Source organism: Nonomuraea sp. NPDC049421 (assembly GCF_040677005.1).
Taxonomy (GTDB): Bacteria; Actinomycetota; Actinomycetes; order Streptosporangiales; family Streptosporangiaceae; genus Nonomuraea; species Nonomuraea salmonea.
This window is the reverse complement of record NZ_JBFAQA010000004.1, coordinates 290,712-310,319: the sequence shown is the minus strand read 5'-3', so window position 1 is coordinate 310,319 and position 19,608 is coordinate 290,712. Positions and strand designations below refer to the sequence as shown.

The 19,608-nt window shown below is 72.5% G+C and carries 23 protein-coding genes; 14 read left to right on the top strand and 9 right to left on the bottom strand.

The genetic code is table 11. From position 1 onward, the window contains the following. Positions 1 to 20 precede the first annotated feature (20 nt). From AB0K18_RS09735 to AB0K18_RS09710, 6 genes are all read left to right on the top strand, one after another. Entirely contained in the window at positions 21 to 1,073 is a 1,053-nt protein-coding gene (locus tag AB0K18_RS09735; protein ID WP_364912402.1) for an NAD(P)-dependent alcohol dehydrogenase, read from the top strand. A 60-nt stretch (positions 1,074 to 1,133) separates the two neighbouring features. Further along, the gene (locus AB0K18_RS09730; RefSeq protein ID WP_364912399.1) at positions 1,134 to 2,963 is read left to right on the top strand and encodes a glycoside hydrolase family 15 protein; all 1,830 of its coding nucleotides are present in this window, start codon (positions 1,134 to 1,136) and stop codon (positions 2,961 to 2,963) included. After that, the gene (locus tag AB0K18_RS09725; protein ID WP_364912396.1) at positions 2,960 to 4,330 is read left to right on the top strand and encodes a glucose-6-phosphate dehydrogenase; all 1,371 of its coding nucleotides are present in this window, start codon (positions 2,960 to 2,962) and stop codon (positions 4,328 to 4,330) included. Before AB0K18_RS09730 ends, AB0K18_RS09725 begins: the two co-directional genes overlap by 4 nt. Next, positions 4,330 to 6,090 carry an IlvD/Edd family dehydratase gene (locus AB0K18_RS09720; RefSeq protein WP_364912393.1) on the top strand — a complete coding sequence of 587 codons (1,761 nt, stop codon included), beginning with the start codon at positions 4,330 to 4,332 and terminating at the stop codon, positions 6,088 to 6,090. The genes AB0K18_RS09725 and AB0K18_RS09720 overlap by 1 nt, the downstream gene beginning before the upstream one ends. After that, on the top strand, positions 6,077 to 7,072 hold the full coding sequence (locus AB0K18_RS09715; RefSeq protein WP_364912390.1) for a C-terminal binding protein: 996 nt from the start codon (positions 6,077 to 6,079) through the stop codon (positions 7,070 to 7,072). The genes AB0K18_RS09720 and AB0K18_RS09715 overlap by 14 nt, the downstream gene beginning before the upstream one ends. Before the next feature lie 68 nt (positions 7,073 to 7,140). Next, positions 7,141 to 7,719, top strand: coding sequence for a YdeI/OmpD-associated family protein (locus tag AB0K18_RS09710; protein ID WP_364912387.1), 579 nt, complete (start codon positions 7,141 to 7,143; stop codon positions 7,717 to 7,719). An 84-nt stretch (positions 7,720 to 7,803) separates the two neighbouring features. On the opposite strand, the gene AB0K18_RS09705 is transcribed toward AB0K18_RS09710, so the two are convergent. Both AB0K18_RS09705 and AB0K18_RS09700 read right to left on the bottom strand, forming a co-directional pair. After that, positions 7,804 to 8,229 (bottom strand): nuclear transport factor 2 family protein, encoded by a 426-nt coding sequence (locus AB0K18_RS09705; RefSeq protein ID WP_364912384.1) that lies wholly within the window; start codon positions 8,227 to 8,229, stop codon positions 7,804 to 7,806. A 46-nt stretch (positions 8,230 to 8,275) separates the two neighbouring features. Next, positions 8,276 to 9,166 carry a LysR substrate-binding domain-containing protein gene (locus AB0K18_RS09700; protein WP_364912381.1) on the bottom strand — a complete coding sequence of 297 codons (891 nt, stop codon included), beginning with the start codon at positions 9,164 to 9,166 and terminating at the stop codon, positions 8,276 to 8,278. A 112-nt stretch (positions 9,167 to 9,278) separates the two neighbouring features. On the opposite strand from AB0K18_RS09700, the gene AB0K18_RS09695 reads away from it, so the two are divergent. Genes AB0K18_RS09695 through AB0K18_RS09680 form a run of 4 tightly spaced genes read left to right on the top strand, consistent with a single transcriptional unit; the run spans position 9,279 to position 11,750 of the window. Further along, complete coding sequence (locus AB0K18_RS09695) at positions 9,279 to 10,139, top strand: NAD-dependent epimerase/dehydratase family protein (protein ID WP_364912378.1); 861 nt, start codon at positions 9,279 to 9,281, stop codon at positions 10,137 to 10,139. Next, positions 10,136 to 11,137 (top strand): DMT family transporter, encoded by a 1,002-nt coding sequence (locus AB0K18_RS09690; RefSeq protein ID WP_364912375.1) that lies wholly within the window; start codon positions 10,136 to 10,138, stop codon positions 11,135 to 11,137. The genes AB0K18_RS09695 and AB0K18_RS09690 overlap by 4 nt, the downstream gene beginning before the upstream one ends. Next, positions 11,098 to 11,514: a hypothetical protein gene (locus tag AB0K18_RS09685; protein ID WP_364912373.1), complete on the top strand. Its 417-nt coding sequence runs from the start codon at positions 11,098 to 11,100 to the stop codon at positions 11,512 to 11,514. The genes AB0K18_RS09690 and AB0K18_RS09685 overlap by 40 nt, the downstream gene beginning before the upstream one ends. 2 nt (positions 11,515 to 11,516) lie before the next feature. Next, positions 11,517 to 11,750, top strand: a complete 234-nt coding sequence (locus tag AB0K18_RS09680; protein WP_364912370.1) for a hypothetical protein — start codon at positions 11,517 to 11,519, stop codon at positions 11,748 to 11,750. A 1-nt stretch (position 11,751) separates the two neighbouring features. Here the strand turns inward: AB0K18_RS09680 and AB0K18_RS09675 are convergent, their stop codons facing one another. After that, complete coding sequence (locus AB0K18_RS09675) at positions 11,752 to 12,225, bottom strand: hypothetical protein (RefSeq protein ID WP_364912367.1); 474 nt, start codon at positions 12,223 to 12,225, stop codon at positions 11,752 to 11,754. 67 nt (positions 12,226 to 12,292) lie between these two features. On the opposite strand from AB0K18_RS09675, the gene AB0K18_RS09670 reads away from it, so the two are divergent. After that, positions 12,293 to 12,913: a TetR family transcriptional regulator C-terminal domain-containing protein gene (locus AB0K18_RS09670; protein WP_364912364.1), complete on the top strand. Its 621-nt coding sequence runs from the start codon at positions 12,293 to 12,295 to the stop codon at positions 12,911 to 12,913. Between the two features lie 3 nt (positions 12,914 to 12,916). Here the strand turns inward: AB0K18_RS09670 and AB0K18_RS09665 are convergent, their stop codons facing one another. Continuing rightward, positions 12,917 to 13,552, bottom strand: a complete 636-nt coding sequence (locus tag AB0K18_RS09665; RefSeq protein ID WP_364912361.1) for a transcriptional regulator — start codon at positions 13,550 to 13,552, stop codon at positions 12,917 to 12,919. Further along, on the bottom strand, positions 13,549 to 13,917 hold the full coding sequence (locus tag AB0K18_RS09660) for a DNA-binding protein (protein WP_364912358.1): 369 nt from the start codon (positions 13,915 to 13,917) through the stop codon (positions 13,549 to 13,551). Before AB0K18_RS09660 ends, AB0K18_RS09665 begins: the two co-directional genes overlap by 4 nt. Positions 13,918 to 13,973: 56 nt before the next feature. Between AB0K18_RS09660 and AB0K18_RS09655 the strand changes: the two genes are divergently transcribed. Further along, positions 13,974 to 15,038 (top strand): PEP/pyruvate-binding domain-containing protein, encoded by a 1,065-nt coding sequence (locus AB0K18_RS09655; protein ID WP_364912355.1) that lies wholly within the window; start codon positions 13,974 to 13,976, stop codon positions 15,036 to 15,038. Here AB0K18_RS09655 and AB0K18_RS09650 read toward each other — a convergent pair. After that, positions 15,031 to 15,567, bottom strand: coding sequence for a TetR family transcriptional regulator (locus AB0K18_RS09650; protein ID WP_364912353.1), 537 nt, complete (start codon positions 15,565 to 15,567; stop codon positions 15,031 to 15,033). The two genes, AB0K18_RS09655 and AB0K18_RS09650, sit on opposite strands and share 8 nt — an antisense overlap. Before the next feature lie 47 nt (positions 15,568 to 15,614). Between AB0K18_RS09650 and AB0K18_RS09645 the strand changes: the two genes are divergently transcribed. Next, a complete protein-coding gene (locus tag AB0K18_RS09645; protein WP_364912350.1) occupies positions 15,615 to 16,799 on the top strand; it encodes a hypothetical protein in 1,185 nt (394 codons plus the stop codon). Here the strand turns inward: AB0K18_RS09645 and AB0K18_RS09640 are convergent. Continuing rightward, complete coding sequence (locus AB0K18_RS09640) at positions 16,794 to 17,291, bottom strand: MarR family transcriptional regulator (RefSeq protein ID WP_364912347.1); 498 nt, start codon at positions 17,289 to 17,291, stop codon at positions 16,794 to 16,796. The two genes, AB0K18_RS09645 and AB0K18_RS09640, sit on opposite strands and share 6 nt — an antisense overlap. 50 nt (positions 17,292 to 17,341) lie before the next feature. Further along, positions 17,342 to 17,779: a nuclear transport factor 2 family protein gene (locus tag AB0K18_RS09635; protein ID WP_364912345.1), complete on the bottom strand. Its 438-nt coding sequence runs from the start codon at positions 17,777 to 17,779 to the stop codon at positions 17,342 to 17,344. 75 nt (positions 17,780 to 17,854) lie between these two features. On the opposite strand from AB0K18_RS09635, the gene AB0K18_RS09630 reads away from it, so the two are divergent. Beyond that, the gene (locus AB0K18_RS09630; RefSeq protein WP_364912342.1) at positions 17,855 to 18,736 is read left to right on the top strand and encodes a LysR substrate-binding domain-containing protein; all 882 of its coding nucleotides are present in this window, start codon (positions 17,855 to 17,857) and stop codon (positions 18,734 to 18,736) included. On the opposite strand, the gene AB0K18_RS09625 is transcribed toward AB0K18_RS09630, so the two are convergent. Further along, positions 18,733 to 19,593 (bottom strand): NAD(P)H-binding protein, encoded by an 861-nt coding sequence (locus tag AB0K18_RS09625; protein ID WP_364912339.1) that lies wholly within the window; start codon positions 19,591 to 19,593, stop codon positions 18,733 to 18,735. The genes AB0K18_RS09630 and AB0K18_RS09625 overlap by 4 nt on opposite strands. Positions 19,594 to 19,608: the final 15 nt, after the last annotated feature.

The window sequence follows — 19,608 nt, the reverse complement described above, 5'->3', positions numbered from 1 at the left end:
CGGGGATATGCGGGGGCACCATGCGAGCGTTCGTGATGAAGGAGATCGGGCAGGTCGGCCTGATGGACAAAGACGTCCCGCGGCCAGGCCCGCTGGACGCCGTCGTCAAGACGACCACGGCGCTGATCTGCACGTCGGACTCCCACACCGTCAAGGGCGGCATCGGGCCGCGGGAGAACCTGACGCTCGGCCACGAAGGCGTCGGCGTGGTGCACGAGGTGGGCGACGAGGTACGGACGTTCCGTCCCGGTGACCGGGTGCTGGTGGGCGCCATCACCCCCGACTGGGGCGACCTCGCCGCGCAGAACGGTCACCCGTCGCAGTCCGGCGGGCCGCTCGGCGGATTCAAGTTCGCCAACTCCAAGGACGGTGTCTTCGCCGAGTACTTCCACGTGAACGAGGCCGACGCCAACCTGGCGAAGATCCCCGACGGCGTCCCCGACGACATGGCGGTCTACTGCGCAGACATGCTCTCCACCGGGTTCATGGGCGCGGAGAACGGCGACATCCCCATCGGAGGGACGGTCGCCGTCCTCGCCCAGGGCCCGGTGGGGCTCATGGCCACCGCGGGCGCCAAGCTGCGCGGCGCCGGTCTGGTCATCGGCGTCGAATCCGTTCCCAGACGGCAGAAGCTGGCCCGCTTCTACGGCGCCGACGAGATCGTCGACTTCACCACCGAGGACGTCGTCGAACGCATCCTCGACCTGACGCAGGGGCAGGGCGTCGACACCGCCATCGAGGCACTCGGCGCGGACGCGACCTTCCAGACCGCCATCAAGATCACCAAACCGGGCGGGACGGTGTCCAACACCGGCTACTACGGCGAAGGCGACTTCGTACGGATCCCCCGCCTCGAGTGGGGCGTCGGCATGGCCGACAAGACGATCACCACCGGCCTGTGCCCGGGCGGCCGGCTGCGCATGGAACGCCTGCTGCGCATCCTGGAGGGCAAGCGGCTCGACCCCACCCAGATGACCACGCACACCTTCCGCTTCGAGGAGATGGAGCGGGCGTTCGAGGTGGCGGACAAGAAACTCGACGACGTGGTGAAGGTGCTGATCACCTTCTCGTGACGGAAGCTCGGCAACGCCTCCTCGCAGACGTACACCGCCACCCAAGGACAAGGCCCAGGCATGCTCGACCTCGATCCACCCTTCCGCCCGGTGCGCCGCCACGACGGCTACCTGGCGCTGGAGGACCTCGGCCTCATCGGCGACGGCGCGGCCGCGGCGCTGGTCGGCCTCGACGGATCCATCCCGTGGCTGTGCCTGCCCCGCTTCGACAGCGACCCGCTGCTGTGCGGCCTGCTGGATCACGAGCGCGGCGGCCACTTCACCGTGACGGTGGACGACCTGAGCGAAGCCAGGCAGTTCTACGAACCGGACACCGCGGTGCTGATGACCGAGCTGCGCGGCCCCACCGGCCTCGTGCGCGTCACCGACGCGATGGCCGTACGCGCCGGCACCGACCTCAGCGACGACGCGGGCGGCGGCCGGAGCGAGCTGGTCAGGTCCGCGGTCGTCCTGGACGGGACCGTACGGCTGCGGGCCGAGCTGGAACCGCGCGGTGGCGCGCAGGCGCGGGCCCTGCACAGCGGCCTGGAGGTGCGCGTCACCCGGCGGCCCGACCTGCGGCTGCACCTGCGGTCCAACCGTGCGCTGACCGGCCTGCGCACCGTGCACGACCTCCAGCAGGGCGACCGCCTCGACCTGGTGCTGTCCTGGGGCCGCATCCACCGTCATCACCGGTTCGACCCCGAGACGATGCTGCGGCAGACCGCCGAGGCGTGGCGGCGCTGGATAGGCGCCTGCACCTATCACGGCCCACAGGAAGCGCTCGTCCAGCGCTCGGTGATCACGCTGAAGCTGTGCGACGACTGGCACAACGGCTCGCTGGTCGCGGCGCCCACGTCCTCCCTGCCCGCGCCGATCGGCGGCGTCCGCAACTGGGACTACCGCTACACCTGGATCCGCGACGCCGCCTACGCCGTGTTCGCGTTGCGCCGCGTCGGATTCGGGGAGGAGGCGGACGCCTTCCTCGGCTGGGTTCTGGACGCCTTCGAGCAGAGCGGCCGGCCACGCATCATGTACACCCTGTGCGGCGACCCCGTACCCGAGGAGGTCGTCGACGGGGAGCTGGAGGGCTACCGGCGCTCCGCACCGGTCCAATGGGGCAACGGCGCCGCCGACCAGCGTCAGCACGACGTCTACGGCGAGGTGCTCGACTGCGCAGACCAGTGGCTGCGCTCCGGCCGCGAGCCTCAGCCGGCGTTGTGGTCCGGCCTGGCGGACCTGGCCGAATCCGCCGCGCACACGTGGCGGCAGCCCGATCAAGGCATCTGGGAGGTACGCAGCGAAGGCCGCGTCTTCACCTACTCCACCGGCATGTGCCAGGTGGCACTGGACCGGGCCGCGGCGATCGGCGAGCGGCTCGGCCTGTCGGGCCCGATCTCCTCCTGGAAGAGCACCGCCGAGAAATTGCGCCGCCTCATCCTGGAGCAGTCCTGGGACGAGAAGGCCGGATGCCTGAGCGAGCACCTGGACGGCGGCGGCTCCCTGGACGCCAGCCTGCTCGCGCTCCCGCTGCGCAAGGTCATCCCCGCCGATCACCCGCGCATGGCGGCCACCACCGCGGCCATCGCCCGGCGGCTGTCCGCCGGCGACGGCCTGCTCTACCGCTACCTGCACGACGACTCGCCCGACGGCCTGCCCGGCGACGAGGGCGCCTTCCTGCTGTGCAGCTTCTGGCTCGTCGACAACCTGATCCTCCAGGGCCACCTCGGACAGGCCGAGGACCTGTACGCCTCGCTGTGCGCCCGCGCCAGCCCCGTCGGGCTGCTGCCCGAGCAGATCGACCCGGCCACGGGCGCGTTCATGGGCAACTTCCCGCAGGCGTTCAGCCACATCGGAGTCATCGCCAGCGGCGTCAACCTCGCACGCGCGAAAGCAGGCGGCACGACATGATCAACCGGCTCGTCATCCTCGGCGCCACCGGCGACCTCAACGCCCGCTACCTGCTGCCGGCCCTGACCGCCCTGCGCGCGGCCGGGCACCTGCCCGATCACTTCGAGCTGAGGTGCGCCGACCGGCAGGACTGGACCGCGGAGGCATTCCGCCGCTGGGCCTCCGACCAGCTCGATCGGCACGCCGCGCGGGAACAGCACGAGGCAGGGAACGCGATCGCCGAGCGCGCCGAGTACCGGCAGGCGGACGCCACCGACCCCGCCGCCCTCGCCGCGCTCCTCGCCGGTGACGGACCCGCCGCCGTCTACCTCGCCCTCCCGCCGGGGATCTTCCCCGGTACGGTGGCCGCCCTGCGCGACGCGGGCCTGCCACCGGGCAGCCGGATCGTGCTGGAGAAGCCGTTCGGCGAGGACCTGGACGGCGCCGTGGCGCTGAACCGGCTGCTGGCGCAGGTCGTGCCGGAGCAGGCGGTGTTCCGCGTCGACCATTTCCTGGCCATGACGACCGTCCAGAACGTCCTCGGCAGCCGCCTGGCCAACCGGGTGCTGGAACCCCTCTGGAACAGCGCGCACATCGCCGAGGTCGAGATCGTCTGGGAGGAGTCCCTGGCGCTGGAGGGAAGAGCCGGCTACTACGACGGCGCAGGAGCGCTCAAGGACATGGTGCAGAACCATCTGCTCCAGGTGCTCTGCCTGGTGGCCATGGAGCCGCCGCTCAGCCTCGGGGAGCGCGACCTGCGCGATCGGAAGATCGACGTGCTGCGCTCGGTACGCCCCCTGACGGACGACGACGTCGTGCGCCGCACCCGCAGAGCCCGCTATGGGGCGGGCCGCATCGCGGATCGGGACGTCCCCGCCTACGCCGAGGAGGACGGCGTGGACCCGGGGCGCGGCACCGAGACGTTCGCCGAGGTGGTGCTGGAGCTCGACGGCTGGCGCTGGTCGGGGACGACGTTCCGGCTGCGGACCGGCAAGGCGCTCGGCCGGGACCGCAAGGAGGTCGCGGTCCGCTTCCGGCCCGTCCCTCACCTGCCCGCCGGCTTCGGGGAGGAGGCCGAGCCCAACGTGCTGCGCTTCGGGCTGGAGCCGGAGGGCATGACGCTGGCGCTGACCGGCATCGGCGCCGGGAGCCACGTGCTCGCCCCGGTCACCCTGACCGCGCGGCCGGCGCCGCCCGGCCTGCCCGCCTACGGCCGGCTGCTGCTGGACGTGCTGCACGGCAACGCGGCCCTGTCCATCCGCGGGGACGAGGCCGAGGAGTCCTGGCGGGTCCTCGAACCGGTCATGTCGGCCTGGTCCAGGGACCTGGTGCCGCTCGTCGACTATCCGGCCGGATCGGACGGTCCCGCCGTGGTGAGGGGAAGCTGATGCCGCCGACGAAGCCGTCCCTGCGCAGCCGGCTCTGGTGGGACAACGCCGGCAATCCGGAGATGACGGCGCTGTATCTCGAACGTTTTCTCAACTTCGGCCTGACCGCGAAGGAGCTCCAGTCCGGCCGGCCGATCATCGGCATCGCCCAGACGGGCAGTGACCTCGTTCCCTGCAACCGCCACCACCTCGCCCTCGCCGACCGGGTGCGGGACGGCGTCCGCGACGCCGGCGGCATCCCGCTGGAGTTCCCCGTCCACCCGCTGCAGGAGACCGGCAAGCGCCCGACCGCCGCGCTGGATCGCAACCTCGCCTACCTCGGGCTGGTCGAGGTGCTGTACGGATATCCGCTCGACGGGGTCGTCCTGACGACGGGCTGCGACAAGACCACCCCCGCCTGCCTCATGGCGGCGGCCACGGTGAACATCCCCGCCATCGTGCTGTCCGGCGGGCCGATGCTCAACGGCTACCACCACGGCGCGCGGACCGGCGCCTCGGGCTCGGGGCTGGTGATCTGGCAGTCGAAGCGGCTGCTGGCCGCCGGGAAGATCTGCCCCGACGAGTTCATGGAGCGCGTGGCCGCCTCCGCACCCAGCATCGGGCACTGCAACACCATGGGCACCGCGCTGTCGATGAACTGCCTCGCCGAGGCCTTGGGGATGTCGCTGCCCGGCTGCGCGGCGATCCCGGCCCCCTACCGGCGCCGGGCGCAGATGGCGTACGAGACGGGCTGCCGCGCGGTGGCCCTCGTCCAGGAGGATCTCACCCCGCGCAAGGTCATGACCCTGGCGGCCTTCGAGAACGCGATCGCGGTCGCCTCGGCCATCGCCGCCTCGACGAACGCGCCGATCCACATCAACGCCATCGCGCGGCATACCGGGGTGCCGCTGTCCCTCCAGGACTGGCAGCGCGTGGGAGCCGGCATCCCGGTGCTGGCGAACGTCGCCCCCGCCGGTGAGTTCCTCGGCGAGGACTTCTACCGCGCCGGTGGCGTGCCCGCCGTCATGTGGTCGCTGCTGACGGCCGGGCACCTGCACGGCGACGCCATGACCGTCTCCGGCCGCACCGTGGCGGGCAACCTGGCCGAGGCGCCGCCGACGGACCCGACGGTCATCCGGCCCTGCGACGACCCTCTCGCCGCGCGCGGCGGGCTGCTCGTCATGACGGGCAACCTGTTCGACTCCGCGGTCATGAAGACCTCCGTCCTCGCCGGCGACACCCGCCCGGTGCGCGACTACCGTGCCGTGGTCTTCGACGGGCCGGAGGACTATCACGCCCGCATCGACGACCCCGGCCTGGGCCTGGACGAGGACTGCATCCTCGTCATCCGCTACACCGGGCCGATCGGCTACCCGGGATCGGCCGAAGTGGTGAACATGGAGGTGCCCGCCGCGCTGATCCAGCGCGGCGTCGCCACCCTGCCGACGCTCGGCGACGGCCGCCAGAGCGGCACCTCCGACGCGCCGTCCATCCTCAACGCCTGCCCCGAGGCCGCGGCCGGCGGCAACCTCGCCATCCTGCGCACCGGCGACCGCGTCCGGGTCGACCTGGACGCCGCGCGCGTCGACCTGCTCCTTCCCGGCGAGGAGATCGCCGCGCGGTGGGCCGCCTACACGCCGCCTTCGCTCGACCATCAGACGCCGTGGCAGGAGATCTACCGCTCCACGGTCGGGCAGCTGGACGGCGGCGGCTGCATGGAGCTCGCCCTCGCCTACCAGGACCTCGTACACACCAAGGGAGTCCCGCGTGACTCGCACTGACGCCAGGGGCACCATCATGATCGCCGACTTCGACTTCGGCGACGTGGACATCGAGCGCCCGATCATCGAGGGGGCCGGGTTCGAGCTGCTCGCCGCCCAGTGCAAGAGCGAGGACGAGGTGATCGAAAGGGGCCGGGACGCCGACGGCGTCCTCACCCAGTACGCGCGGGTCGGCGCCAGGGCCATCGACGCGTTCACGCGTTGCCGGGTGATCGCCCGCTACGGCACCGGCGTGGACATCGTCGACGTCGACGCCGCGACCCGGCGGGGCATCCAGGTCACGAACGCGCCGAACGAGTGGTGCGCCGACGAGGTCGCCGACCACGCCGTCGCGCTGTGGCTGGCCGCCGCCCGCAAGATCTGCGTGTACGACCGGGCGGCCCGGCAGGGCGAATGGCACTGGCGCAGCGCACAGCCGATCTGGCGGCTGCGGGGACGGGTGTTCGGGCTGCTGTCCTTCGGCGCCATCGCCCAGCTGATCGCCGAACGCGCCAAAGCCTTCGGCGTCGAGGTGTGGGCGCACGACCCGTTCGTCGACGAGGCGGAGATCCGCTCCCGCCAGGCACGGCCGGTGTCGTTCGACGAGCTCGTGGAGGGCTCCGACTACCTCGTGGTGCAGGCGCCGCTCACCCCGCAGACCCACCACCTCTTCGGCCGTGCGACGCTGCGCAGGATGAAGCCGGCCGCCGTGCTCGTCAACACCGCGCGCGGCCCCATCGTGGAGGACGCGGCGCTGCACCAGGCGCTCACGGAGGGCTGGATCGCCGGCGCGGCCGTGGACGACCTCGAGGAGGAACCGGCGAAGCAGCGCGACTGGCGCCCCAGCAACCCGCTGTTCGCGCTGCCCAACGTGATCGTCACACCGCACGCCGCCTACTACTCCGAGCAGGCCGTCATGATGGTGCGGCGCATCGCCGCGGAAGAGGCCGTACGGGTCCTGACCGGGCAGAGCCCCCGCCACCCCGTCAACGACGTGACGTGACGGGCCAAGACGGCATTTTCTAGGACAGAATGCTGGAGCGAGTCCCCGAGAGAAGGAGCGCTCAAGCCGTGGCTGAGAAGCAGGGCCTGCCCATCATCGCCTTCCCCTCCCAGGAGGCGTTCGAGAAGTGGCTGGAGGCCGAGCACGAGTCGCCGGGGCTCTGGCTGCAGATCGCGAAGAAGGAGTCCGGCATCCCGTCCGTCACCTATGCCGAGGCGCTCGACGTGGCGCTGTGCTTCGGCTGGATCGACGGACAGAAGGCCGCGTTCGACGATGAGCACTGGCTGCAGCGCTTCACGCCGCGCAAGGCCAGGAGCAAGTGGTCGAAGGTGAACAGGGGCCGGGCGGAGGAGCTGATCGCGGCGGGGAGGATGCGCCCGGCCGGCCTGGCCCAGATCGAGGCGGCGAAGGCCGACGGCCGATGGGAGGCGGCGTATGCGGGCCAGAAGACCGCGACGGTGCCCGACGACCTGCAGGCGGCCCTGGACGCCGACCCTGCGGCGGCGGAGTTCTTCGCCACCCTCGACAGCAGAAACCGCTACTCGATCCTCTACCGCGTGAACGACGCCAAGAAGCCCGAGACCCGGGCGGCCCGAATCGAGAAGTTCGTCACGATGCTCCGGGAGAACAAGAAGATCTATCCCTGAGCGGTCATGCGGCGGCGGCGGACCCGCGCCGGGTCCGTCGCCGCCGCACGCTTGAGCCCGGCCCGCGAGCTGCTAAGGCGGTCGTCAGCCGCGCTCGGCGGGGTCCCAGCCGTGGCCCCAGCCGCCCTGGACCATGGTCTGGAAGGCCCAGCCGTCCTCGGTGCGCACCAGCAGGTCGGCGTAGTGCATCTGGTGGTCCTGGCCGTCGATCGTCATCGTGGCCTCGGTCTCCACGACGGCCAGGTTCGGGCTGAGGAAGCGCGGGGTGCGGGTCGAGCGCAGGTCGAGGCCGGCGGTGCCGCCGCCCATGGACTGCCGCATCGCCTCGATGTACTCGGCCCGCGTCCACTGCCGGACCGCCGCGTGGCCGTCCGGCACGTCGGTGACCACGTTCATCGGGAAGACCGCCAGGTCGGCCAGCTGCTCGATCGCGCCCTGCTCGGCCAGCGCGTCATAGGTGGCGAACCATTCCTCGATGCTCTTCAGTTCCTCGGTGGTGGGCTGGTACATGTGGGTCCTCCTCTAAGACGTACGCTGTACCGTACATCATACGGGATCAGAACGCACGCTCGCGATGGATGTGCTGGGGGAGCAGGTCCATGAAGGCGTAGAGGGCCCGGGTCGGCTTGCGGCGGGCTGAGCGGATCACGCTGAGGGTCCAGGACAGCTCCGTCTCCAGAGGCAGCGCCCGTACGCCGGGGCCCGCGGGGAACGCCTCGGGCAGGAGCGCGACGCCGAGGCCGTGGGCGACGTACTCGGGGATGGTGGTGACGTCGGAGACCTCGACCGTCACCTGGCGGCTCAGCTCGGCGCGGGCGAAGGCCTCGTCCACCGCCTCCCGCTGGCCGAAGCCCAGCGGCATGTCGATGAACGGCTCCCCGGCGACGTCGGCGAGGCCCACGGCCGAACGCCCGGCGAGCGGGTGGTCCTCGGGGACGAGCAGGCGCAGGTCGTACTTCTTGATCGGGGTGACGTGCAGGTGCTCGTCGCGGAGGTGCCGGCCGACGAAGGCCACGTCCATGCGGCTGTCCTTGATCTGCTCGGCCAGCCCTGCGGTGCCGCGCCGTGACATGGCGAGGCGGAGCCGCACCCCCGGATGTCTGCGGTGGAAGTCGCCGGCCAGGGCGGGGACGTCCACGATGGTCATGCTGGTGAGCATGCCGACGGTGAGGCTGCCGCGCAGGCCGCTGGAGACCGGCTCGACGGCGGCGCGGGCCCGGTCGAGCGCCTCCAAGGCGGCTCTGGCTTCGGGGAGGAACGCCGCGCCCGCCTCCGTGAGCTGCACCGATCGGGTCGAGCGGGTCACCAGCTCGACCCGCAGCTCGCCCTCCAGCGACTTCAGGCCCGCCGACAGCGTCGACTGGGTCACGAGGAGGCGCTGGGCGGCGCGGGTGAAGTTCATCTCCTCCGCGACCGCGATGAAGTACTCCAGTCTGCGCTGGTCCACGCCCACCTCCATTAATCGAGAATGACGATGACGGCATCGATATTCTTCGTTGGACACGATAGGTGAGCGTCGGTGAAAGTGGCCAGGACGGCACTTCCACGAAGGACGATTTATGCGTGTATTTCTCACCGGCGGCACCGGCTACATCGGTACGGCGGTCCTCGGCCGGCTCATCAGCGAAGGCCACCAGGTCACCGCACTGGTCCGCGACCCGGGCAAGGCGGAGGCCGTACGGGCGCAAGGGGCGGACCCCGTCATCGGAGACCTGGCCGACGGCGCGACCGTGCACCGGCTCGCCGGCGCCGCCGACGGCGTCATCCACCTGGCCTCACCGGGTGACGACAGCAGCGCGCGGATCGACGACACGGCGGCCACGCAGATCATCGCCGCCCTGAAGGGCAGCGACCGGCCGTACGTCCACACCACCGGCGTCTGGGTGCACGGAAGCGGCGCCGCCATCACCGAGACGAGCCCGATGAACCCGCCGCGCCTGACGGCCTGGCGGGTGCCGATCGCGGAGCGGGTGCTGTCGGCGCCGGGCGTGCGGAGCGCGGTGGTGGCTCCCGCAGTGGTCCACGGTCACGGCGGCGGGTTGCTCGACCTCGTGGCCGCGGGGCCGAGGACCGGCGGGGCCCTGACCATGATCGGGCACGGGGACCAGCATTGGAGCACCGTGCACGTGGACGACCTCGCGGCCCTCTACGTGCGGGCACTGGATAAGGCGCCGGCGGGCTCGTACTTCATCGGGGCGAGCGGCGTGAACCCCACCGTCCGCGAGATCACCGAGGCGGTGAGCCGGGCGATCGGCCTGTCCGGCCGGGTCGCCCCCGAGCCGGTGGTCCAGACGCTGGAGCGGCTCGGGCTGCTCGGCGAGGCTCTGCTGCTCGACCAGCAGGCCACCGGGGAGGCCGCACGGCGCACCCTCGGCTGGGCCCCGGAACATCCCACGATCCTCGAGGACATCGCGCCATGACGCGGCCGTGGATGCGTTCGCCCGCCCTGCCCGTGCTGGCGGCCGTCGCGGCCGGAGCGGTCGTCCCGGTGCAGTCCCGGGTGAACGCCGAGCTGTCCCACCGGCTCGGCGACGCGGTCGGCGCCGCCGCCATCAGTTTCACCGGCGGCGCGATCATCATGACCGTGCTCGCGCTCTGCCTGCCGCGGCTGCGCCGGGCGCTGATGAGCCTGCCGCGCGTCACGCGGGAGAGCCGCCTGCCGCGCCGCTACCTGCTGGCGGGGCTGCTGGGCGGGACGTTCACGCTGGCCCAGTCGACGACCGCGCTGGTCACGGGCATCGCGGTGTTCACGGTGTCGGCCATCGCGGGACAGACCCTCGGCGGGCTGATCGTCGACGCCCGGGGCGTCGGCGGCGTGCTCCGGCAGCGGCCCGGTGCCCATCGTCTGGCGGGTGCGGCGCTCACCCTGGTGGCCGCCGTCGTCTCCGCGCTGCCCGGGCTCTCCGGCGCCCCGGCCACGGTGCTGCTTCCCGCGCTGCTCGCCGTGGCCGCCGGCCTGCTGCTGGGCCTGCAACAGGCCATGAACGGCGCCACCGGGGCGGCGGTGGCCTCCCCGCTCGCCTCCACCTGGGTCAACTTCGCCGTCGGCGCGGTCTTCCTCGGCCTCGCCTGGACCGTGAAGACCCTGGCCTTCGGCCTCGGCGGCCACCCGCTGCCCACCCAGTGGTGGGCCTACCTCGGGGGCGCGTGCGGCGTCGTCTTCATCGCGACGTCCGCCCTGCTCGTCCGCAGAATCGGCGTGCTGCTCCTGGGTATGGCGTCCGTCGCGGGACAACTGCTGAGCTCCATCGTCCTGGACGCCGTCCTGCCCTCGGGCGATCACGGGCCGGGAGCGTTCACCGTCGTCGGCGCGGTCCTCACCCTCGCGGCCGTCTGGATCGCCGCCCGTCGCAAGCAGGAAAGAAAGGAAGAACCACGGTGCCCCACGACCGCATCCTCATCAAGGGCGCGTATCTGATGACCCAGGACGAGCGGCTCGGCGACCTCGCCGGGGACGTCCTCATCGCCGATGGAGCGATCCAGGCCATCGGCCGCGACCTCCAGGACGAGCACGCCCGCGTGATCGACGGCTCCGGCACCGTCGTGCTGCCCGGCTTCATCGACACCCACCGGCACAACTGGCAGGGCGCGCTGCGCGGCCTGGGCCCCGCCTGGATCTACGAGGAGTACCGCAGCCGCGTTCAGATCGGGCTCGGCCAGTACTTCGAGCCGCGGGACGTGCACATCGGCAACCTGGCGGCCGACCTGCTCTCCTTCGCCACCGTCGAAGGCGCGCGGGCCTGCGGTATCGACGACCGTACGGGCAGCCTGACGCCGGGAATGAGGCGGATCTGATCATGATCAGGCTCGGCCACGCGAACCTGCTCCCCGCTACCGACCCCGCGGCCGCGATCGTCGCGAACGCTCACGCGGGCAACGTGGACACCGTGGTCGTGGCCGGTCGCGTCCTGAAGGAGGGCGGCGTGCTCAAGGGCGGGGAGACGGTGTTCGAGCAGGCGGCGGCCTCCCGCGACCGGCTGTTCCGCGCCGCCGGCCTCAGCCGGCCCGGCGCGGCGCGGCTGAGCGGGTGACTCAGCGGATCCGGTCGAGCAGGGAGCCGTCCTTGTCGGGGGCGAAGGGGGCGCCGGTGGTGCGGGCGCGCAGGCCCAGGGCGAGGGCTTCGCCGAGGAGGCTGACGCCGATGGACAACGTCATCGGGCGCAGCTCTTCCGACGTGGTCAGGGCGCCGAGGCCGACGTTGACGGCGGCCGAGGCGGCCCAGACGAGCAGGGTCCAGACGGTGTAGCGCTGCCAGAGGTGGCCGTCGCGGACGTACAGGCGTGGGGTCAGGCCGCGCAGCGCGCCCAGCAGCAATCCCACGATGGCGCCGCCCAGCACCCAGGCGAGGTCGGCGCCGACCGGATGCACGTCCTTGACCAGGCCGTACGCGCCGATGGCGACGAGCACGACGGGTGGACCGAACAGGTCGCGGGCCCGCAGGGGCTCTCCTTTGAAGCGGCGGATCACCACGACGACGACCAGGGCGAGCGCGATGAACGCGAACATGACACCTCCACTTTGTAGCACGAGCATGCTAAATAAAAACGTAGCATGAGCGTGCTATAAAGGCAGGGTGCCGAAGATCGTTGATGCGGGGGAGCGGCGGCGGGCGGTCGCCGAGGCGGTGTTCCGTGTGGTCGGCCGCGACGGCCTGGAGCAGGCGTCGCTGCGCAACGTCGCCGCCGAGGCCGGGCTGGCCATCGGGTCGGTGCGCCACTACTTCGACGGGCACAACGAGCTGATGGTGTTCGCGATGCGGGAGATGTCCGCGCGCGTGATCGCCCGGCTGGACGCCCACGCCGAGCGCCTCATGGACCCGTCGGCGCCGCCCACCCCAGACGAGCAGCGCGAGATCGCCGTCCGCATGCTGGCCGAGCTGCTGCCCCTGGACGACGAGCGGCGTACCGAGGTCATCGTCTGGTTGTCCTTCGCGGCCGCCGCGCGCACCAGGCCCGAGCTGCGCGCGCACGCCGACGAGCTGTACGACGGCCTGCTCGCGCTCACCACCCGCATCCTCGAGGGCGCCCGCCGGTCGGGGCGGCTGCGCCAGGACCGCGACGTCGCCCTGGAGGCGCGCCGCCTGTGCGCGCTGCTCGACGGGCTGGCCATGCAGGCCGCGTTCCACCCCGGCCGGCTGGACGCCGACACCATGCTCGGCGTCCTGCGCACGCACCTGGCCGCGCTCGCGCCCTGAACGTCAGATCTCCGTCTGCCGGTCGATGCCGAGCGTGGCGATGAGGTCCTCGTGGAGCTGGAACCAGACGCGGTGGCAGGAGTCGACCTCGCTGCCGTCCACCCAGGTGGCCTCCCCGGCTCGCGCGCGGGCCAGGGCCGCGGCGAAGCGGGTGTCGTACCCGCGCAAACGTGACAGGACGCGCCCGAGCCGGTCGGACAGTGGTGTGAGCGCGTCCGAGAGGGCGGCGAGTTCGCCGAGGACGCGGGCGTCCCAGGCGGGGTCGGAGTGGTCGTTGGGCGCGAGCCGGTCGCCGGGGGCGGGCCGGAGCTGCCAGTCGGTGCAGGCCTGCTGCAGGCGGGCGTTCAGGGGGAGGAACGACCGATAGGCGTCGCGGACCTCGTCCGTGCCGCCGGCGTCGGCGAGCTCGTCGGCGAGCCGGCGTTCGTTCTCGGCCCGGCCGCGTTCGGTCAGCGACCAGCCTCCGGTGCCGGCGAAGGCGGAGCGGCCGACCCAGCCGTGCGCCTCGGCGTCGCGCAGCAGCTCTTCCGTCTCTGCCGCGTCGAGGTCGTAGCGCCGGGCGAGCTCGGGGGTGCCGGCGAAGCCGAGCACGCGTACGGCGTGCAGGACCAGCAGGTCGGGTACGGAGTCGCGGGTCATGAGCCGGTGTCCTGCCGCGCGGTCAGGCGGGTGTAGTGCTGCTGGCACGCCTGGGGCGAGTTGAACCCCATCACGTCCGCCATCTGCGCCCAGGTCAGGCCGGCGCCGCGGGCGATGAACAGCAGGGCGGACTCCAGCCCTTCGGCCTCGGCGCGGGCGGCGGGCAGGAGGGCCAGCGCGTCGAGCACGTCGTCGGGGCCGAGGTCGGCGTGGCGCCAGACGGCGAACTGGACGAGGTCGGTCGCCGACGGCGGCACCGGAGAGGGGCGCCACGGGCGGGGGGCGAGCGCGTCCGCGCCGAGGCGCAGGAGGCGTTCGCGGGCCTCCCTTTCGCGGTCGGCCTCCTGTCGTGGGTTGCGTGACATGCCCGTCATGGTCCACCATCAATAAACTGTTGTCAATCTTTTGTTGATGAGGGCTGATGATCACACCTCTGAGGACGGCCATCCCCGAGACCTGTGGGGGCAAGGCGGGGGCGCTCGGTGCGCTGCTGCGGGCGGGGCTGCCGGTGCCGGACGGGTTCGTCGTGCCGTTCGCCGACGCCGGTGCGGATCTGCGGCGGGCGATCGAGGAGTTCGGTGACGAGCCCGTCGCGGTGCGGTCGTCCGCCTCGGACGAGGACACCGCGCACGTTTCGGCGGCCGGTCGATATGAGAGCTTCCTCGCCGTACGGGGGACCGACGCGGTGATCGAGGCCGTACGCGCCTGCCGGGCCTCGCTGTTCACCCCGCGCGCCCTCGACCACCAGGGTGACCGCGCCATGGCCGTCCTCATCCAGCGCCACCTGGACGCCGAGGTGTCGGGCGTCATGTTCACCCCCGTAGATCCGCACGACCCGACCCGCATCGAGGCGTCATGGGGGCTCGGCCCGAGCGTCGTCGGCGGCACGGTCACCCCCGACACCTACCTCGTCGCCGAGTCGGTCACGCGCACGGTCGCCCGCAAACACACCCGCCTCGACCGGCGCGGCGGCGAACTGGTCACGTCCGACGTGCCGCTCGATGCCCGCGATCGGCCGGCGATCGGCGATGCGACCGCCCGAGCGCTCGCCGGCCTGGGCAGGACGATCGCCGCCGTACGCGGCGGCCCGCAGGACGTCGAATGGGCGATCGCCGGCGGCCGTACCTGGATCCTCCAGGCACGCCCGATCACCGCCGCGCCCCCGCCGCTCACGTCCGCACTGAACGGAATGCCGGGCAGCCACGGCGTCGCGACCGGCGCCGCGCGGATCGTCCGCGGCCCGGACGACTTCGCGCGCGTGCGTCCCGGCGACATCCTCATCTGCCCCTACACCGACCCCGCCTGGACGCCGCTGCTGCGCATCGCCGCCGGCGTCGTCACCGAGACCGGCGGCGTGCTCTGCCACGCCGCGATCGTCGCCCGCGAGCGCGGCATCCCCGCCGTCCTCGGCATCCAGGACGTCACGAGGACCCTTCACGACGGCGCCACCATCACCATCGACGGCACCACCGGCACGATCACCTGACGAAGGCGTGCAGGGCGTCGAGCAGGAAGGCGAAGTCGGCGTCCCGTACGTCCTGCGCGTGGTGGTCGAAGCGGCCGGCCGCCTCGCCGGCGGCGAAGCCCAGGACGGCGGTGCTGATGAGGCGTTCCGCGCGGGCGGCCCGCTCGTCGTCCAGGCCCGCCTCGCGCAGGGCGGCGCAGACCCGGTCGCGCACCTGGCGGGCCTCCTCGGTGGCCGCAGGACGCTGCAGCAGGAGCGGGAACACGCTGGGGTGGCGGGCGGCCGAGCGCCGCACGCCGGTGGCCAGGTGCCGCAGGCGGTCCTGCCAGGGGAGGTCGTCCGGCGGCGGCGGGATCTCGGTGAGCAGCGCCTCCACCAGGCCGTCGAGCAGGTCGTCCTTGTTGGAGACGTGCCGGTAGAGCGCCATCGGCGTGACGCCCAGACGCGCGGCGACGGCCGCCATGGTGACGGCGGCCAGCCCCTGCTCGTCGGCCAGCGCGAGAGCGGCGTCGAGGACGGTGGTTCGGCTGATCTGTGCGGGACGCCCCATGACGTAAGTATATGACATATGCTTATGTCATATACAAAGAGGTGGTCATGCGGATCTTGATGACGGACGGCTCGGGGCTCACCGCACGTCAATGCGCCACCGTGCTGTCGCGCGCCGGGCACGTGGTCGAGGCGCTGACGTCCGACCCGCTGTGCGTGTGCGCCTTCACCCGGCACGTACGCCGCCTGCACCGCGTCCCGCCCTACGGCGACGACCCGTTCGCCTGGCTCGAAGCGGCACTGACCGTGTACAAGGCCGGCGGCTTCGACGTGCTCCTGCCGACCCAGGAACAGGTGGCGGTCCTGTCACGGGCGGCGGACGGTCGGGCCGCCACCGTGGTGCCACCGTTCGCCGCACTCGCCCGCGTACAGGACAAACTCTCGGCCGCCGCCACGCTCACCGAGCTCGGACTGCCCCAGCCCCCGCAGGCGATCATCACCGACGCCCGCGACCTGGCCGAGTGGGACGTCTTCCCCGCCTACCTCAAACAGCCCATCGGCACCGCCACCAGCGGCGTCGCGAGACTGACCGGCCCCGAAGACCTCAAGGACCGGCCCGTCGAGGACGGCCTGCTCGTGCAGCATGAGGTGCCTGGCCCGCTGGCGATGATCCAGACGGTGTTCGCCGAGGGGGAGCTGCTCGCCTTCCACGCCTGCCGCAGGGAGGGCGAAGGCGCGCGGGGCGGAGCCGGCCGCAAGCGCGGCCTCGCCCTGCCCGAAGTCCGCGACCACCTCGCCAGGCTCGGCCGGGAGCTGCGCTGGCACGGCGCGCTGTCGGCGGACGTCATCCTCGGCCCCGGCGGGCCCGTCTTCATCGACCTCAACCCGCGCCTGGTCGAGCCGGTGAACGCACTGCTGTCCGGCGTCGACCTCCTCACACCGATGCTCGACCTCGCCCGCGGCCGCACCCCCGCCGTCCAGCCCGCGGCGCGGCCCGGCGTGGCCACGCACCAGCTCCTGCCGGCCGTACTCGGCGCGGCCCAGCACACCGGCCGGCGCGGGGCGGTGCTGCGCGAGCTCGTCACCGCCGCCGCCCGCCGCGGCGGCTACGCGGGCAGCAAAGAGGAGCTCACGCCGGGGTTCGACCCGCGCAGCGCGCTGCTGGTCGCGCTCGCCGCCGGCGCGACGATCGCCCGTCCCGGCCTGTGGCGCTGGTTCGCGGCCGGAAGTGTGCGGGCGTACGCGCTCAGCGGACCGGCCTGGCGGCGCATCGTGCGGGGGCCCGCGTCATGACGACCGGCGGGCCAGGTCACCGGTCGCGTCCTGGCCGGCGTCGGTGGCGCGGCGCAGGAAGCCGGCGAGCAGATCGAGATCGGCGTCGCCGTACTGCTCGCAGATCTCGTCCATCTTCGAGCTCATCCCGCCATAGAGCTCGAACAGCTCCGCGTTGCGCTCCCGGTTGGCGCGGACGACGACGGCGCGCCGGTCGGACGCCTCCGGGTCGCGGTCGCGGGTGACCCAGCCGGCGCGCTGCAGCCGGTCGAGGATGCCGGTGACGGTGGCGGGGTGCAGGCCGGCGCGGCGGGCCAGCGCGGTCGGGCTGAGCGGGCCGTGCCGGTTGATGATGTCGAGGCAGGACAGATCGACGTCCTTGAGGCCCGCGTGCGCGCCGACCTGGTGGTTGAGCAGCGACAGCTGGATGCTCAGGGCGCGCAGCGACTCCTTGATCTCATTCGTCACCCGGCGCCGCGACCGCGCCGGTTCGGCTGCCTTCGAGGACGTCATGTGGTGGGCCTCCCGAACAAATATGGCCCACGTATTGTATGGGACTCACATCATGCGGGCGCCGAGCCCGGCAGAGGGCTGGAGTCGGCGTACCTGACCTCGTAGACGCGTTCGGCGAACTTCCAGCCGTCAGGCGTGCGCTCGTAGCGGTCGTGGTAGACGGCGTGGTTCAGGTGGGAGCCGCCGTCGCGCATCCTGCCGAACTCCTGGATGTACGACCGCCCGGTCGCCGTGTCACCGTCGATCCTGATGACGCCCGGGTGGACGTTCTGGACGAAGAACTCCCACAGGCCCTGCCCCCACTCGACGCCGGCCCTGATCGCCTCCCGGCCGGCGAACTCCCTGCCGATGTGCGGCCACCGCATCACGCACCCGGGCGTGAACAGGGACTCGACGCGGTCGTAGTCGCGCATCATCACGGCGTCGGTGAGCTCGCCGCGCAGGGCCTCGATCTCGACGCGGTCGGCGATCGCTCGTATGTCGTTCATGCCTCCAGCATCGAAGCCGGACCCATGGAGAACAACGTAGGCTTCAAGCGGCGATCCATAACATGGAGGTTATCCGTGGAGCTGAGGGACATCGAGATCTTCCTGACGCTCGCGGAAGAGCTGCACTTCGGCCGCACCGCCGAACGCCTGCACGTCTCGCAGGCCCGCGTCAGCCAGGCCATCGCCCGGCAGGAGCGGCGGCTCGGCGTGACGCTGTTCGAGCGCACCAGCCGCCGCGTCGCCCTGACCCCGGTCGGGCGGCGGCTGCGCGAGGACCTGGCGCAGGCGTACGACCTGCTCCAGCAGGGCCTCGCCCGGGCCGAGGCGGCAGGCAGGACACTGCGTCTAGGGGTGTTCGGCCACGCCGGGTACGAGCTGCGCCCGCTCATCGACGCCTTCCGCGCCCGCCACCCCGGCGGCGACGTGCTCTTCAGCGAGGTCACCGGCGCCGACCCGTTCGCGGCACTGCGCGCGGGAGAGGCCGACGCCCACGTGCTGTGGCTGCCGGTCGCCGAACCCGACCTCACCGTCGGCCCCACCGTGCTCACCAGCGGGCGTGTGCTGGCGGTGGCGGCCGGGCATCGGCTCGCCGGACGCGGCAGCGTGTCGCTGGAGGACCTGGCCGGCGAGCGGGTCGCCGACCTCGGCCCGGCGGCCCCGGAGTATTGGCTGGAGTCCATGGTCCCCGCCCGTACGCCGTCGGGCCGCCGCATCCCGCGCGGGCCCGCCGCCCGTACCTTCAACGAGATCCTCACCCTGGTCGCCGCCGGGCACTGCGTGCACCCCCTGGGCGAGCTCGCGGCCCGCTACAACAACCCGCCGGGCGTCGTGTTCGTCCCGATCCACGACGCCCCGATCCTCAGGTTCGCCCTGGTCTGGCCGTCCGTCACCGACGGGCCGGCCGTCCGCGCGCTGGCACGGACCGCCGCCGGCCTCGGGCCCGTCGCGATCGGCTAGGCCGCGCCGCGGAAGGCGGTGGCGTGGTCGTCGACCCAGTCGGCGTAGGTGCGCGCGGGGCGGCCGAGGATCTTCGCCACCTCGTCGGTGACGGCCTCGGCCGGTCCGGCGCCTCTGGCGTACCTGGCCAGCAGGGCCGCCACGAACGCCGGCGGGAAGCCCCGCTGGACCATGCCCTGCGCGTACGCCTCCGGCGGGATCTCCTGATAGCGCAGCGGCCGGCCGATCACCTCGCCGATGACGGCCGCCATCTCCTCGTGCGACAGCGCCTGCGGGCCGGTGAGCGGCACCTTGCGGAACACCGGCCCGTCGTCGAGCAGCGCCCGCGCGGCGACCTCCGCCAGGTCCTCCTCGTGGATCAAGGGCTCGGCGAAGGCCGCGTACGGACCCCGCACGACGTCGCCCGCGCGGACCTGCGGAGCCATCGTGTGCAGGGTGTTGACGGCGAAGGACGCGGCGCGCAGGCTCACCCACTGCATGCCGCTGGCGACGGCGGCGTCCTCGGCCTCCTTGTTCCTGTCGCCCTGGAAGCGAGACGGCTGGGCGGCCAGGTCCTCGTCGACGTTGATCGCGGCGAGCGCAACCACCCGCCCGGCGCCGCGCTCCCTGGCGAGCGCGCACAGTTCGGCCGCCGAGTCTCCGGCGGCGCGCGGGTGCAGGAACAGCGACGTGACGCCCTCCATGGCCGCCGCCATCGTGCCCGGCCGCGACGGGTCGCCCACCAGGACGTCCACGTTCGTGGGCAGGCCGGACGCCTGCGGGCGGCGGGTGACGGCGCGTACCTTCGCGCCTTCGGCGGCGAGCAGGGCGACGAGGCGGCTTCCGATGGTGCCGGTGGCGCCGGTGACAAGGATCATGACGACCCCCTTCTG

What these genes read in the sequence shown, in the direction of transcription:
- AB0K18_RS09735 (WP_364912402.1), top strand. Translation starts at nt 21, where the DNA reads ATGCGAGCGTTCGTGATGAAGGAGATCGGGCAGGTCGGCCTGATGGAC.
- AB0K18_RS09730 (WP_364912399.1), top strand. Translation starts at nt 1,134, where the DNA reads ATGCTCGACCTCGATCCACCCTTCCGCCCGGTGCGCCGCCACGACGGC.
- AB0K18_RS09725 (WP_364912396.1), top strand. Translation starts at nt 2,960, where the DNA reads ATGATCAACCGGCTCGTCATCCTCGGCGCCACCGGCGACCTCAACGCC.
- AB0K18_RS09720 (WP_364912393.1), top strand. Translation starts at nt 4,330, where the DNA reads ATGCCGCCGACGAAGCCGTCCCTGCGCAGCCGGCTCTGGTGGGACAAC.
- AB0K18_RS09705 (WP_364912384.1), bottom strand. Translation starts at nt 8,229, where the DNA reads ATGTACCAGCCCACCACCGAGGAACTGAAGAGCATCGAGGAATGGTTC.
- AB0K18_RS09695 (WP_364912378.1), top strand. Translation starts at nt 9,279, where the DNA reads ATGCGTGTATTTCTCACCGGCGGCACCGGCTACATCGGTACGGCGGTC.
- AB0K18_RS09690 (WP_364912375.1), top strand. Translation starts at nt 10,136, where the DNA reads ATGACGCGGCCGTGGATGCGTTCGCCCGCCCTGCCCGTGCTGGCGGCC.
- AB0K18_RS09680 (WP_364912370.1), top strand. Translation starts at nt 11,517, where the DNA reads ATGATCAGGCTCGGCCACGCGAACCTGCTCCCCGCTACCGACCCCGCG.
- AB0K18_RS09675 (WP_364912367.1), bottom strand. Translation starts at nt 12,225, where the DNA reads ATGTTCGCGTTCATCGCGCTCGCCCTGGTCGTCGTCGTGGTGATCCGC.
- AB0K18_RS09665 (WP_364912361.1), bottom strand. Translation starts at nt 13,552, where the DNA reads ATGACCCGCGACTCCGTACCCGACCTGCTGGTCCTGCACGCCGTACGC.
- AB0K18_RS09660 (WP_364912358.1), bottom strand. Translation starts at nt 13,917, where the DNA reads ATGTCACGCAACCCACGACAGGAGGCCGACCGCGAAAGGGAGGCCCGC.
- AB0K18_RS09655 (WP_364912355.1), top strand. Translation starts at nt 13,974, where the DNA reads ATGATCACACCTCTGAGGACGGCCATCCCCGAGACCTGTGGGGGCAAG.
- AB0K18_RS09650 (WP_364912353.1), bottom strand. Translation starts at nt 15,567, where the DNA reads ATGGGGCGTCCCGCACAGATCAGCCGAACCACCGTCCTCGACGCCGCT.
- AB0K18_RS09645 (WP_364912350.1), top strand. Translation starts at nt 15,615, where the DNA reads ATGCGGATCTTGATGACGGACGGCTCGGGGCTCACCGCACGTCAATGC.
- AB0K18_RS09640 (WP_364912347.1), bottom strand. Translation starts at nt 17,291, where the DNA reads ATGACGTCCTCGAAGGCAGCCGAACCGGCGCGGTCGCGGCGCCGGGTG.
- AB0K18_RS09635 (WP_364912345.1), bottom strand. Translation starts at nt 17,779, where the DNA reads ATGAACGACATACGAGCGATCGCCGACCGCGTCGAGATCGAGGCCCTG.
- AB0K18_RS09625 (WP_364912339.1), bottom strand. Translation starts at nt 19,593, where the DNA reads ATGATCCTTGTCACCGGCGCCACCGGCACCATCGGAAGCCGCCTCGTC.